The organism is Klebsiella sp. 141162 (genome assembly GCF_050600755.1).
GTDB lineage: Bacteria > Pseudomonadota > Gammaproteobacteria > Enterobacterales > Enterobacteriaceae > Klebsiella > Klebsiella aerogenes.
The window spans coordinates 1,565,372-1,578,720 of the sequence record NZ_JAQIRI010000001.1; the positions used below are offsets into that span (position 1 = coordinate 1,565,372).

General features: G+C 55.0%; 12 protein-coding genes. 7 read left to right on the forward strand and 5 right to left on the reverse strand.

What is annotated here, in order from left to right; genetic code table 11:
- Window positions 1-12: 12 nt before the first annotated feature.
- On the forward strand, window positions 13-366 hold the full coding sequence (locus PGR23_RS07460) for an antibiotic biosynthesis monooxygenase family protein (protein WP_047042767.1): 354 nt from the start codon (window positions 13-15) through the stop codon (window positions 364-366).
- Window positions 367-387: 21 nt separating this feature from the next.
- On the opposite strand, the gene PGR23_RS07465 is transcribed toward PGR23_RS07460, so the two are convergent.
- Entirely contained in the window at window positions 388-561 is a 174-nt protein-coding gene (locus PGR23_RS07465) for a hypothetical protein (RefSeq protein WP_165430646.1), read from the reverse strand.
- Between the two features lie 298 nt (window positions 562-859).
- On the opposite strand from PGR23_RS07465, the gene PGR23_RS07470 reads away from it, so the two are divergent.
- Complete coding sequence (locus PGR23_RS07470; protein ID WP_015366896.1) at window positions 860-1,069, forward strand: YdgH/BhsA/McbA-like domain containing protein; 210 nt, start codon at window positions 860-862, stop codon at window positions 1,067-1,069.
- Between the two features lie 156 nt (window positions 1,070-1,225).
- On the opposite strand, the gene PGR23_RS07475 is transcribed toward PGR23_RS07470, so the two are convergent.
- The 4 genes from PGR23_RS07475 to PGR23_RS07490 form a co-directional block, all read right to left on the reverse strand.
- Window positions 1,226-1,924, reverse strand: a complete 699-nt coding sequence (locus tag PGR23_RS07475; protein WP_315712774.1) for a carboxymuconolactone decarboxylase family protein — start codon at window positions 1,922-1,924, stop codon at window positions 1,226-1,228.
- A 110-nt stretch (window positions 1,925-2,034) separates the two neighbouring features.
- Complete coding sequence (locus PGR23_RS07480; protein ID WP_015366898.1) at window positions 2,035-2,670, reverse strand: carbonic anhydrase; 636 nt, start codon at window positions 2,668-2,670, stop codon at window positions 2,035-2,037.
- A 148-nt stretch (window positions 2,671-2,818) separates the two neighbouring features.
- On the reverse strand, window positions 2,819-4,468 hold the full coding sequence (locus PGR23_RS07485) for an OFA family MFS transporter (RefSeq protein ID WP_430915614.1): 1,650 nt from the start codon (window positions 4,466-4,468) through the stop codon (window positions 2,819-2,821).
- Window positions 4,469-4,747: 279 nt separating this feature from the next.
- Window positions 4,748-6,526 carry a sigma-54 interaction domain-containing protein gene (locus tag PGR23_RS07490; RefSeq protein WP_047042759.1) on the reverse strand — a complete coding sequence of 593 codons (1,779 nt, stop codon included), beginning with the start codon at window positions 6,524-6,526 and terminating at the stop codon, window positions 4,748-4,750.
- Between the two features lie 485 nt (window positions 6,527-7,011).
- Between PGR23_RS07490 and ygeW the strand changes: the two genes are divergently transcribed.
- The 5 genes from ygeW (at window position 7,012) to arcC (ending at window position 13,135) form a co-directional block, all read left to right on the forward strand.
- Window positions 7,012-8,199: a knotted carbamoyltransferase YgeW gene (gene ygeW / locus PGR23_RS07495; protein ID WP_015366901.1), complete on the forward strand. Its 1,188-nt coding sequence runs from the start codon at window positions 7,012-7,014 to the stop codon at window positions 8,197-8,199.
- Between the two features lie 59 nt (window positions 8,200-8,258).
- Window positions 8,259-9,458, forward strand: coding sequence for a diaminopropionate ammonia-lyase (dpaL, locus tag PGR23_RS07500; RefSeq protein WP_045392528.1), 1,200 nt, complete (start codon window positions 8,259-8,261; stop codon window positions 9,456-9,458).
- A gap of 63 nt (window positions 9,459-9,521) precedes the next feature.
- Complete coding sequence (locus PGR23_RS07505) at window positions 9,522-10,733, forward strand: YgeY family selenium metabolism-linked hydrolase (RefSeq protein WP_015705213.1); 1,212 nt, start codon at window positions 9,522-9,524, stop codon at window positions 10,731-10,733.
- A 51-nt stretch (window positions 10,734-10,784) separates the two neighbouring features.
- Complete coding sequence (hydA, locus tag PGR23_RS07510; RefSeq protein WP_430915615.1) at window positions 10,785-12,191, forward strand: dihydropyrimidinase; 1,407 nt, start codon at window positions 10,785-10,787, stop codon at window positions 12,189-12,191.
- A gap of 11 nt (window positions 12,192-12,202) precedes the next feature.
- The gene (gene arcC / locus PGR23_RS07515) at window positions 12,203-13,135 is read left to right on the forward strand and encodes a carbamate kinase (protein ID WP_047042754.1); all 933 of its coding nucleotides are present in this window, start codon (window positions 12,203-12,205) and stop codon (window positions 13,133-13,135) included.
- Window positions 13,136-13,349: the final 214 nt, after the last annotated feature.

Consider the following 13,349-nt stretch of genomic DNA (forward strand, 5'->3'; position numbering starts at 1 on the left):
CAGGAGCAGGCGATGTCACTATTTTTAACCAGTTTTATCTTCGAGAAGAAAGAGTACGACGACGACTTTTATCAACTGGACGGCGTAATCGAACGCTACACCCGGTCGCTAGAAGGGTTTATCGGGATGGAGAGCTATCATGATGCCGCCAGCGGCAGAATCATCAATAATTACTACTGGCGTGACCGACAGTCTATGGAAATGATGATGAACCATCTGCAACACCAGCAGGCTAAAGCGCAGGGGCAACGCTGGATTGCCGGTTATCAAACCATCGTTGCCGAGATTGAGGGCAGCCATAATATGAACCTGCCCCATCCACTTGCGGAGTATCCACTACGCTATCAACCGCAACACCAGGAATAGACCGGCAAATACCGTTTCGGTTTATTCGGCCTGTTTCTGGCGAGTGACATAACGCCTCTTCCAGGCTTTCTTGCTACGACAGCAGGCGGTGGCTTTTGCCCAAGGCCGCAGCAATTGGGTATCTTGTAGTTCCTGCACCGCCGGGCTTTCACTCCAACGCGTCACTACTAAGGGGGATAGCGTGGTCATTACCATAGCGTTCTCCTTCAGGCGTTAACCATTCCGTAGTAAATTCAACAACTTCAGATAGAGAGTAGCACGCTTTACGGCAAGTTCCTTCAACATTTGTGTGGCTTTGTAAAGCCGCCACCCTATCAGCCCGCCCTATCATCCCCGCCTCCGTTTCAGATAAACATTCGCCGCCAATATTGATCATAAATTTTGAATGAGATACGCAAATTGTTTCGATTTTAAACAACCGGCATTGGTTCTATTCTTATCACATCGGAGCAACAGTGCTCCTCCCCAAACAAAAAATTTAAGGAATATGACCATGAAATCCATCAAAACTTTTGCTGCTGTTACCGTTCTGTCCCTGATGTCATTCGGTGCTTTCGCGCAGAGCGTGACGGCAACCGCTTCGACCCTCGACCGTGCGGAAGCGAAAATTGCCGCGCAGGCTGCAGAGCAAGGCGCGTCTTATAAAATCACCAGCGCCCAGTTCAATAACCGCGTCTATATGACTGCCGAACTGAGCAAATAATAGTGCGAGCATGGCGCGTCAGACATTCTCTCTGGCGCGCCGCGCTGCTTTTTAGCGAAGACAATGTTGTTGTCCCCTCCGTCGTTCACCTCTTCCAACCATTAATGAGATGTACTCTCCGCCAATGATTCAACCGGCTGGAAGAGACCGCAGCCATTAAACGCCTTTTCCATCCTGCTGCTGCTCAATAACCACTTGTTCCAGCACCACCGAGGCCTTATCCGCTATCCCGGCGCTGACTTTTGTCGCCAACACGTTAATAAATCCGCGCAGCTGCTGCGCCGTCAGGCCGTTGTGCAGGCTAATCGCGTAATGGCTCTTCAGCTGGCTTTCCACGCCGGATAGCGCTGCCAGCATTGAGATCGTCGCCAGCTCGCGCGTCGACCAATCCAGAACGTCACGCTGGAAAATATCGCCAAACAGATGTGCCTTCAGATAGCAGTCAATGGCCGGCGCAAAATCAAATAGCGGTCCGCTGACCGTTTGCCCTACCAGTTGTGTCTGATTACGGCTACCGGCCTGCAGGCTATCCCAGTTCTCCGGTAACGGGGTCGCTGTCGCCCCCTCGTTATCAATAACGCCTCGCGCCCGGCGCTCGGTTATCACCCTCATCAGGCAGGAGAGTGCATTCAGGCTCCGCGGAAAGCCGCAGTAGGCATACAACTGCACCAGCGTCTCTTTTAATTCATTTATTGTCAGGCCGATATCAAGCGCGGTCTCCAGCGCCGGGGCCAATGCCGCGATATTGCCTTCAGCGGCCAGGGCGCCAACCGGGATCAGCGCCTGTTGGCGCGCGTTCAATGGGTTTTGCATCGTTTGTTCTCCAAACGGAAAGTATCGACAGGAGAAGAGGATTATAGAAACTTGGCAGGGCGTTGATTAGCCAGGTGTTAACGAACAGACCTATGAGATGGGCTCATGAATTATCTATTACGATGCTCAGGGCTTCCTTGCCCTGGGGGATATTATTCGAAGTAGACTTCCGGGTTTTCCGACAATGAAACGAAGGTTTTGGTGTCTTTATCCAGCGCGCGAATATCGCCGCTTTCGATATCATAGAACCAGCCGTGCAGACGCAGGGTTTTGTCACGCAGGCCAACCGCGACCGATGGATGCGTTTTAATGTTGTTCAACTGGGCAATGACGTTTTCCTGCACCATACCGTTCACTTTATCGGTTTCACTGGCCCAGGTTTTCTTCTCAACCACCGCTTTCGCCGCGTCGGAGTAGCGCAACCAGTGGGAAACGGCAGGCATTGGTTCCAGACATTGGCAGGTGGCGATGGCTTTCATCGCGCCGCAGTTGGAGTGACCGCAGATAACAATATCCGTCACGCCAAGGGCGACAACGGCATATTCAATGGTGGCAGACACGCCGCCCGGCTCCGGTCCAAATGAGGGCACAATATTACCGGCATTACGAATAACGAACAGCTGCCCAGGTTCCTGCTGGGTAACCAGTTCCGGAACCAGGCGGCTATCGGAACAAGAGATGAACAACGCTTTAGGATTCTGGCTCGACGCCAGGCTGCGGAAGAGCTCTTTGCGTTGCGGGAAAATCTCTTTCTGGAAGTTGAGGAAGCCCTCAATGATATGTTGCATAGCAGTGTCTCTTTTCTCTGTAGTAATTACGATATGACAAAGATCACATTTAGTTAGTGTATCACCGAAGCGCAGAATGGGAATCGTTATTGGTAATAGCTGCACAATAAGCACCCAACCTCTCCTTTGGGTGCTTACCTCTGTGGGTCTACATAAAGAACTTCACCGCTTGTTGCAAGGTGGTCCCCATCCCCCACAGCAAGGGTATGCCGACCGCCAGCCAGCTTAGCGTCAGCAGCAGCGGCGCGGGCGTCGGTTCCCAGCTCAGCTGCGCGTCTTTATTGATAGTATACAGGCCCCTCGCCTGCTGCTGTTGCTCCGCGGTCATGGCATATTTCTGCGAAATCGGCCGAACCAGCTGATTACAAATAAAGCCGATGATAAGCAACCCGGTCAACGCCAGCAGCGTGATGTCATATATTCTCGCGGGTTCCACGCCTTGCGCCAGCTGGTATTCACGCAAATAGTTGACCAGCACCGGGCCGCTGATCCCGGCCGCCGACCAGGCAGTCAGCAGACGGCCATGGATCGCGCCAACCATTTGTGAGCCAAATACATCGGCGAGATACGCCGGGATGGTCGCGAACCCGCCGCCGTACATAGAGATAATCACGCAGAGCGCACAGACAAAAAACGCCACGTAGCCGCCGTGGTTAATGAGCGGCAGCGTGCCGTAAAGTAGGGTTCCCAGAAAGAAGATCAGCGCGAAGGTGACCTTCCTGCCGCACATATCGGAAACAGAAGCCCAGAAAAAGCGCCCCAGAATATTAAACAGGCTGAGCAGGCCGGTAAATCCCGCCGCCATCGTCGCGATGCGCTTCAGCTGTTCTGTATTAAGTTCCTGCCAGCCCAGATCCAGCGATAGTAACTTACCGGCAAAAATCTCCTGCAGCATCGGCGAGGCCATGCCGAGAATGCCGATCCCGGCGGTAACGTTAAGCCACAGCACCAGCCACAGCAGCCAGAACTGCGGAGTGCGCCACGCGACGCTGACGTGAACCTGAATGGTTGGCTGTTTGCCGATGACTTGCTGCGCTTTCGCGCCGCGCGGATGCCAGCCCATCGGTGGCAGGCGATAGCCGAATGTCCCACAGAGCATAAACAGCGCATAAATCACCGCCAGCGCCAGAATGCTTTGCCATACCCCAGTTTCCTGACTATCGGCGAAAAAATTAATCAGCCAATTCGCCAGCGGCGCCCCCACCAGCGCCCCGCCGCCGAAGCCCATGATCGCCATTCCCGCGGCCATCCCCCGCTTATCGGGAAACCAGCGCAACAGCGTTGAGACCGGCGAAATATAGCCAAGCCCCAGGCCAATGCCGCCAATCACACCGGCGCCCAACCACAGTAGCCACAGCTGATGAAAATAGATTGCCGCGCTCGCCAGCAGCAGGCCGCCACACCAGCAAAGGGTTGCAACGAAACTCACCAGACGCGGGCCAACCTTCTCCAGCCAGCTCCCCCAGAGCGCCGCGGAGCAGCCGAGAAAAACGAAGAACAGCGTATAGGTCCAGCCAAGCAGGGAAATTTTCCAGTCGCACTGGCGGGTAACCAGTTGCTGCCAGAATGACATATCGACCGGACACTGCAGCGGCGCGCTGCCGCCGATCAGCTGCGACATTGGCAGCCAGTAGACTGAAAAGCCGTAGGCCATACCAATGCACAAATGCACCGCCAGCGCCGCCGGTGGGACCAACCAGCGGTTAAATCCAGGTTTAGCAATAATGCGGGGCTTAGCAAAAAAACGACTCAACGATGAAACGGGCGGAGTCGCGAGATTCTCATTTATCTGCACCATGTTCCTGTCCTTATCATGTTTGTTTGCCGGCTATCGCAGCAGCCGATGGCAAACGGTAAAGGCAAGAACAATGCCACCTGCTGAAAAAACGAACAGAAAATGGTGACTGAAGCGAGCAAGCAGAACAGTTAAGCCATGAGGGAGGAGTTGAAAGCTGTAAAAAAAGAGAAAATCATCGGTAGTGATTTTCTCTTTTCCGGGCATTCGGCGCGTGATGCATGCCAGATCAATAACGATCGGCGATTTTGATAAACATTGCTCTCAGAGTGATACGGGTTATCAAACCCCGACCAGTTCATATTTTTTGATTTTACGATATAGCGTCGCAATGCCGATCCCGAGTTCATCGGCGGCCTGCTTTTTATTGCTATAACGCGTCAAAGCATCGCGGATCATCTGCTTTTCCATCTCCTCCAGCGCCGTACCCCCCTCTTCTTCTTTCGCAACGCTGGCTGGCGCCGCCCCGGTGCTTTCACGCTCGTTGACTTTGCCGCTGCTGATAAGATTTGGCGGCAACAGCGACAGATCGATCACCTCACCGGAGGGAACCACGTTAACCAGGTACTCCATCAGGTTACTCAGCTCGCGAATATTGCCCGGCCAACGGTAGTTCTTCAGTAAGGCGATAACTTCCGGGGACACGCCGGGATAAACCAGCTCCAGCCGCCGGGTGTGCAGGTGCAGGAAATAGTGAATCAGCAATTCGATATCATCCTGACGCTCGCGCAACGGCGGCAGGCGCAGTGGGATGACATTAAGCCGATAGAACAGATCCTCGCGGAATTTGCCTTCGGCAATGAACTGCTCAAGATTCTGGTTAGTGGCCGAAATAATGCGGATATCGACCGGCACCGGATGGCTCGCCCCCACCGGCTGAATTTCGCGCGATTCAATCGCCCGCAGCAGCTTAGCCTGCAGGGTTAACGGCATGTCGCCGATTTCATCGAGAAACAGCGTGCCGTGATTAGCTGCCTGAATCAACCCGGTCTTGCCGTTTGCCGACGCCCCGGTAAATGCGCCTTTGACGTAACCAAAGAGCTCGCTCTCCAGTAGCTGCTCGGGGATGGCCGCGCAGTTGATGGCGATGAAAGGCTTTGCCTGTCTGTCGCTGAGCTTATGTACCGCGCGAGCGACCACCTCTTTGCCGGTTCCACTTTCGCCGACGATCATTACGCTCGACGGGCTTGGCGCCACACGGGTAATCAGTTTTTTCAGCTGACGCATTGGCCGACATTCGCCAACCATCTGTTCAATCTGCGGGCCATCCTGCGGCGGCGCCAGATCGGCCGACGAATGCGACTGATGGAAGGCCATTAAGAACAGCCATTGATCCTGAATAGCGTGCAGCTGGCCGATAATCAGCTCTTTCTTATCATCAAAAGAAATGACGTGCTGAACGTGGCCGCGAATAAAATTTTGCGCAAACGTCAGCGGACGAAAATGAATAGTTTTACCAATCATACTACCGTGATTCGCGCCAAGGATTTTCATTGCCGCCTGATTGGCAAATTTAACTTTTTGATCCTGGCTAACCACCAGCACGCCCTGATCCATGTTTTCAATCATGGTGGAAAACATTTTTAGCATATTGTCTCCCCCACCCTGGTCTTCTAACAGGCGGGAGACAAATATTGAAGAAACGTGTCGTACATAATCTGAGAACTCGTGGAGGTTGTCATTAATTCGCTCCTGCTGCTCGCGAGTTAGGGCGACCAGGCTAATAACCCCGACACACTGTTCCTGATAAATGACCGGGGTGCCCAGAAATGCCTTCTCTTTACAGTTCTCTTTATTGGTACACCCCTTACACAAGGGGTCAAAACGCGAATGAGTCACGACCTTTTCTTTTTTTGTTTCTATTATGTAACGTAAAAGTCGCGAATCTGTATTTAATTTTCGCCCCAGGAATTTACCGTAGGCGCCGGTACCGGCGACGCGGCACAGCGTATTATCGACAATCTCGACCTCGAGTTGTAACACGCTGGAGAGCATGCGGGCAAAACGTTGAATCGTTGGCTGAATCTGCATTAAAACGGATAGAGAATTGGAGGGAATCATAATTGACCTTTTAATATCAGTAGCCGAAAGAGAATGCTGAAGATCGACTCTTTTTATTCTGCGTTTATCATACTACCGCTGCGCAACTTGAAAAAAGGTACCAACCCTGCGCTTTTTTACGGCTTAAAGAAAATATGGAAGAGGTATCACATTTTCCTCTCAATATGATAATCCACAGGCCAAAATTATCATTTTGGTGTCGAAATCACCGTCGCAGAACGATATCCACGCTCGTCTGATGGATCAAATTAAATTTATCGTGACAACTGGCGAATGAATTTCATTTCTATCAATTGACCGTTATAAGCCATTTTTCGTGACCCGCCTCGCATAATTCTCGACTTTTTCGCTCGCGCGCCGCGACTGAATTACAACTGGCACGCTTATTGTTAGTGGTAATACAGCGCTGGCCGTCGCCACTTACATCAATGTCATTTCGACTGCACAGCAATCAATAAGCCGTCATTCACTACCAGGATCGAAATATGAAAACTGTTAACGAACTGATCAAGGATATCAATAAGCTCAACTCCAACCTGCATGAAAAAGACTTCCTGCTGACGTGGGAGCAATCGCCGGACGAGCTGAAGCAGGTGCTGGATGTCGCCGCGGCGTTGAAAACGCTGCGGGCGGAAAACATCGCTACCAAAGTTTTTAACAGCGGGCTGGGTATTTCGGTCTTTCGCGATAACTCGACCCGCACCCGCTTCTCTTATGCCTCGGCGTTAAACCTGCTCGGCCTGGCGCAGCAGGACCTCGACGAAGGCAAGTCGCAGATCGCCCACGGTGAAACGGTACGTGAAACCGCCAATATGATCTCCTTCTGCGCTGACGCCATCGGTATTCGCGACGATATGTATCTCGGCGCCGGCAACGCTTATATGCGTGAAGTCGGCGAAGCGCTGGATGACGGCCACAAACAGGGCGTACTGCCGCAGCGCCCGGCATTAATAAACCTGCAGTGCGACATCGACCATCCGACGCAGGCGATGGCCGATCTGGCCTGGCTGCGTGAACACTTCGGCTCGCTGGAAAATCTGAAAGGTAAAAAAATTGCCATGACCTGGGCCTACTCGCCCAGCTACGGCAAACCGCTTTCCGTTCCGCAGGGGATCATCGGTCTGATGACCCGCTTCGGTATGGACGTCACCCTCGCCCATCCGGAAGGCTACGATCTGATCCCGGATGTTATCGAAGTGGCGAAGAAAAACGCCGCGGCATCCGGCGGCAGCTTCCGTCAGGTCACCGATATGGCGGAAGCCTTTAAAGACGCCGATATCGTTTACCCGAAATCCTGGGCGCCATACAAAGTTATGGAACAGCGCACCGAGCTACTGCGCGCCAACGACCATGACGGGCTGAAAGCACTGGAAAAAGCCTGTCTCGCCCAGAACGCCAATCACAAAGACTGGCACTGTACCGAAGAGATGATGAAGCACACCAAAGACGGTGACGCGCTGTATATGCACTGCCTGCCGGCGGATATTACCGGCGTCTCCTGCGAGGAAGGCGAAGTCACCGAAGCGGTGTTCGAAAAATACCGTATCGCCACCTATAAAGAGGCCAGCTGGAAGCCGTACATCATCGCCGCCATGATCCTCTGTCGCAAATATGCCAAACCCGGTCAGTTGCTGGAGCAACTGCTGCAGGACGCGCAAAAACGCATCAAATAACCTCGCAAGCCGGTCTGCGGGCCGGCTTCCCCGACTCCAAAGAAGGATAAGGACAGAATATGTCTGCTTTTTCGCTGAAAATGGATATTGCCGACAACCGCTTCTTTACCGGTGAAACCTCGCCGCTGTTTTCCCGTCAGCAGGCGCAACAGGCGCGTCATTTTCATCAAAAAATCGCCGGTTACCAACCGACGCCGCTGTATGCCCTGAAGGAACTGGCGGCGCTGTTCGGCGTAAAGAACATCCTGGTAAAAGATGAATCCCAGCGCTTTGGCCTCAACGCCTTCAAAATGCTCGGCGGCGCCTACGCCATCGCCCAGCTGTTGTGTGAAAAATACCGTCTCGATATTAACGCCTTCTCGTTTGATACCCTGAAATCCACCATCAAAGAGAAGATGACTTTCGCCACTACCACCGACGGCAACCACGGGCGCGGCGTCGCCTGGGCCGCCCAGCAGCTAGGGCAAAACGCGGTGGTATACATGCCGAAAGGTTCAGCGCAGGAACGCGTGGATGCCATTTTGCGCCTCGGCGCGGAATGTATCGTTACCGATATGAACTACGACGATACCGTGCGCTTTACCATGCAAACCGCGCAGAAAAACGGCTGGGAAGTGGTACAGGACACCGCATGGGAAGGTTACACCAAAATCCCAACCTGGATTATGCAAGGTTACGCCACCCTCGCCGATGAAGCGGTAGAACAGATGGCGGCGATGGGCATTGCTCGCCCTACCCACGTCTTCCTGCAGGCCGGTGTCGGCGCGATGGCAGGCGGCGTGCTCGGCTATCTGGTCGACGTCTTCGGCGCCCGCGATTTGCACTCGGTGATCGTCGAACCTGAACTGGCGGACTGCATCTATCGCTCCGGGGTAAAAGGCGACATCGTCAACGTCGGCGGCGACATGGCCACCATCATGGCCGGACTGGCCTGCGGCGAACCTAACCCGCTGGGCTGGGAAATCCTGCGCAATTGCGCCACCCAATTTATCTCCTGCCAGGATGCCGTTGCCGCCCTCGGTATGCGCGTACTCGGTAATCCCGTCGGCAATGATCACCGGGTTATCTCCGGGGAATCCGGCGCCGTCGGGCTCGGGACGCTGGCCGCCGTCCACTTCCATCCGCAGCGCCAGGCGCTGATGAACAAACTGGGGCTTGATAACCACTCCGTGGTGCTGGTCATCAGCACCGAAGGCGACACCGACGTGCAGCATTACCGCGAGGTCGTCTGGGAAGGCAAGCTGCCGGCAGCACAATAAACGTTCAATTTATTCAACATATTCATCCCGCGAAGCGGGAAATCAGGACCGGAGAGTTAATTCATGGCTAAGCACATTCCATTCAAACTGATTGTCGAAAAAGCAAACCACTACCAGCAGGATATGACCCGCTTCCTGCGCGATATGATCGCCATCCCCAGCGAAAGCTGTGACGAAAAACGCGTCGTGCATCGTATTAAAGAAGAGATGGAAAAAGTCGGCTTCGATAAAGTCGAGATCGACCCGATGGGCAACGTGCTGGGCTATATCGGCCACGGCCCGCGACTGGTCGCCATGGACGCGCATATCGATACCGTCGGCATCGGTAACATCAAGAACTGGACCTTCGACCCCTACCAGGGGATGGAAACCGATGAGCTGATCGGCGGACGCGGCGCGTCCGACCAGGAAGGCGGGATGGCGTCGATGGTCTACGCTGGAAAAATCATCAAGGACCTCGGTCTGGAAGATGAATATACCCTGCTGGTGACCGGTACCGTCCAGGAGGAAGATTGCGACGGTCTGTGCTGGCAGTACATCATCGAGCAGTCCGGCATTCGCCCGGAATTCGTGGTCAGTACCGAGCCGACGGATTGCCAAATCTATCGCGGTCAGCGCGGGCGTATGGAGATTCGCGTTGATGTTCAGGGGGTGAGCTGCCACGGCTCGGCGCCGGAGCGCGGCGATAATGCCATTTTCAAAATGGGGCCGATTCTTAACGAGCTGCAGGAGCTGTCCCATAACCTTGGCAACGATGAATTCCTGGGTAAAGGCACCCTCACCGTTTCAGAAATTTTCTTCACCTCGCCAAGCCGCTGCGCGGTTGCCGACAGCTGCGCGGTCTCTATTGACCGCCGTCTGACCTGGGGCGAAACCTGGGAAGGCGCGTTGGATGAGATCCGCGCCCTGCCTGCCGTGCAGAAGGCTGGCGCCGTGGTCTCAATGTACAACTATGAACGCCCGTCATGGACCGGGCTGGTTTATCCAACGGAATGCTACTTCCCGACCTGGAAAGTTGAAGAGGATCATTTCACCGTACGCGCGCTCAGCAACGCCTATGAAGGGCTGTTCGGTAAAGCGCCGGTGGTCGACAAATGGACCTTCTCCACCAACGGCGTTTCCATCATGGGCCGTCACGGCATCCCGGTTATCGGTTTCGGTCCGGGTAAAGAGCCGGAAGCCCATGCGCCAAATGAAAAAACCTGGAAACAGCATCTGGTGACCTGCGCCGCGATGTACGCCGCAATCCCGCTGAGCTGGCTGGCAACGGAGTAAGTTCGTACGGTTATTCCTCCCGCCGCGCGTCGGCGGGAGTCTGGAGTTTTTATGCGCGTACTGATTAAAAACGGCATCGTGGTCAACGCCGACGGCCAGGCAAAACAGGATCTGCTGATTGAAAACGGCCTGGTCAGCCAGCTCGCCGAACGGATAACCCCGACCGAACCTTGCCAGACTATCGATGCCGCGGGTTGCTACGTCATGCCCGGCGGCATTGACGTTCATACTCACTTTAATATCGATACCGGGCACGCCCGCAGCTGCGATGATTTCTTCACCGGCACCCGCGCCGCCGCCTGCGGCGGTACCACCACTATCGTCGACCATATGGGCTTCGGCCCCGCCGGCTGCCGCCTTCGTCACCAGCTAGAGGCCTATCACGGATATGCCGCCTACAAAGCGGTGATCGACTACAGTTTTCACGGCGTTATCCAGCATATCAACCATGCCATCCTCGATGAAATCCCGATGATGGTGGATGCCGGGATTAGCAGCTTCAAGCTCTACCTGACCTACCAGTATAAGTTGAACGATGACGAAGTGCTTCAGGCGATGTGCCATCTCCACCGCGCCGGCGCGCTAACCACCGTTCATCCGGAAAACGACGCCGCTATCGCCCGTAAACGGGCCGAATTTCTGGCGGCCGGCAAAACCGCGCCGCGCTACCACGCCCTTAGCCGCCCGCTGGAGTGTGAAGCGGAGGCTATCGCGCGGATGATCAACCTCGCCCAGCTCGCCGACAATGCGCCGCTGTATATCGTTCATCTCTCCAACGGCCTGGGGCTGGATTATCTGCGTCTCGCCCAGCGGCGGCATCAGCCGGTGTGGATTGAAACCTGTCCGCAATATCTGCTGCTTGACGACCGGTGCTATGAACGCGAAGACGCGCTGGGATATCTGTTAAGCCCGCCGCTGCGCAACGCCAGCAACAATGATGCGCTGTGGTGCGGTATCGCCGATGGCTCGATCGACGTGGTGGCGACCGATCACTGCGCTTTCTCGATGGCCCAACGCCAGCAGCTCTCCGGCGGCGATTTCAGCCGCTGTCCGAACGGCCTACCTGGGGTGGAAAACCGCCTGTTGCTCATGTTTTCCCACGGCGTCATGACCGGGCGGCTCTCACCGCAGCGTTTCGTCGCGCTCACCAGCGCCACCCCCGCGAAGCTATTTGGCCTGTGGCCGAAAAAAGGACTATTGGCACCCGGCGCAGACGGCGATGTCGTCATAATCGATCCGCAGCGCACCACCACGATCCGCCATGAGATGTTGCATGACAACGCCGACTATTCGCCCTGGGAGGGCTTTATTTGCCAGGGCGCGATTCGCCAGACCTTATCGCATGGCCGGGTTATTTTCGATAACGGCACCTTCACCGGCAGCGCTGGCCAGGGGCGTTTTTTACGCCGCGACCCCTTTTCTACCGCTCACCTTCCGGTCAGCGGAACCACATCTTAAGTGAGGCATTCATGAGTAAGAAAATTGTACTCGCCCTCGGCGGTAACGCACTTGGCGAGGATCTGGCCGGGCAAATGCAGGCCGTCAAGCAAACCGCGCAGGCTATTGTCGACCTGATAGCCCATGGCCACCAGGTGGTCGTGACCCACGGCAACGGCCCGCAGGTTGGGATGATTAACCTTGCTTTCGAAGCCGCAGCCAAAACCGAGGCCCATACCCCGATGTTGCCCATGTCGGTCTGCGTGGCACTAAGTCAGGGCTATATCGGCTATGACCTGCAAAATGCCCTGCGCGAGGAGCTGCTGTCGCGATCGATGCATATCCCGGTGGCGACAATCATCACCCAGGTGGAAGTCGACGCCAACGATCCGGCGTTTAAAAATCCGACCAAGCCTATCGGCTCTTTTTTCACCGAGCAGGAAGCGGAACAGCTCACGCGTCAGGGCTACGTCATGAAAGAAGATGCCGGGCGCGGCTATCGCCGGGTTGTCGCCTCGCCGCAGCCGGTCGATATTATTGAGAAAGAGACGGTAAAAGCGCTAATGGATGCCTGTCACGTGGTGATCACCGCGGGCGGCGGCGGGATCCCGGTAATCCGCGAAGGCAATCATCTGCGCGGCGCCAGCGCGGTAATTGATAAAGACTGGGCCAGCGCTAAACTGGCGGCGATGATCGACGCCGACATGCTGATCATCTTGACCGCGGTCGAGAAAGTGGCGATCAACTTTGGCAAACCCAACGAGCAGTGGCTGGATAAGCTGTCGCTCAGCGATGCCGAACAGTTCATTCGTGAGGGTCACTTCGCTAAGGGTTCGATGCTGCCTAAAGTTGAGGCCGCCGCGTCATTCGCCCGTTCACGTCCGGGGCGCAAAGCGCTCATCACCGTATTAAATAAAGCCAAAGAAGGAATTGAAGGAAAAACCGGTACGGTTATTGAAGGGTAAAAAGGCACGAAATGTAGATACTGTTTTCCCGGAGGCGGCGCGTTGCGCCTTATCCGGGCTACCAGACCGCACAGTACTGTAGCCCCGGTAAGCGGTAGCGCCACCGGGGATTTTGAGGCCACCAACACCGGCTTCATCCAGCGTAGTGAATAAATTAAAGGCCGGTCGCACGAATGGTAGGCCGGGTAAGGCGTAGCCGCCACCCGGCAAAAAA

What these genes read in the sequence shown, in the direction of transcription:
- PGR23_RS07505 (WP_015705213.1), top strand. Translation starts at nt 9,522, where the DNA reads ATGGCTAAGCACATTCCATTCAAACTGATTGTCGAAAAAGCAAACCAC.
- PGR23_RS07470 (WP_015366896.1), top strand. Translation starts at nt 860, where the DNA reads ATGAAATCCATCAAAACTTTTGCTGCTGTTACCGTTCTGTCCCTGATG.
- dpaL (WP_045392528.1), top strand. Translation starts at nt 8,259, where the DNA reads ATGTCTGCTTTTTCGCTGAAAATGGATATTGCCGACAACCGCTTCTTT.
- PGR23_RS07480 (WP_015366898.1), bottom strand. Translation starts at nt 2,670, where the DNA reads ATGCAACATATCATTGAGGGCTTCCTCAACTTCCAGAAAGAGATTTTC.
- hydA (WP_430915615.1), top strand. Translation starts at nt 10,785, where the DNA reads ATGCGCGTACTGATTAAAAACGGCATCGTGGTCAACGCCGACGGCCAG.
- PGR23_RS07465 (WP_165430646.1), bottom strand. Translation starts at nt 561, where the DNA reads ATGGTAATGACCACGCTATCCCCCTTAGTAGTGACGCGTTGGAGTGAA.
- PGR23_RS07490 (WP_047042759.1), bottom strand. Translation starts at nt 6,526, where the DNA reads ATGATTCCCTCCAATTCTCTATCCGTTTTAATGCAGATTCAGCCAACG.
- PGR23_RS07460 (WP_047042767.1), top strand. Translation starts at nt 13, where the DNA reads ATGTCACTATTTTTAACCAGTTTTATCTTCGAGAAGAAAGAGTACGAC.
- ygeW (WP_015366901.1), top strand. Translation starts at nt 7,012, where the DNA reads ATGAAAACTGTTAACGAACTGATCAAGGATATCAATAAGCTCAACTCC.
- arcC (WP_047042754.1), top strand. Translation starts at nt 12,203, where the DNA reads ATGAGTAAGAAAATTGTACTCGCCCTCGGCGGTAACGCACTTGGCGAG.
- PGR23_RS07485 (WP_430915614.1), bottom strand. Translation starts at nt 4,468, where the DNA reads ATGGTGCAGATAAATGAGAATCTCGCGACTCCGCCCGTTTCATCGTTG.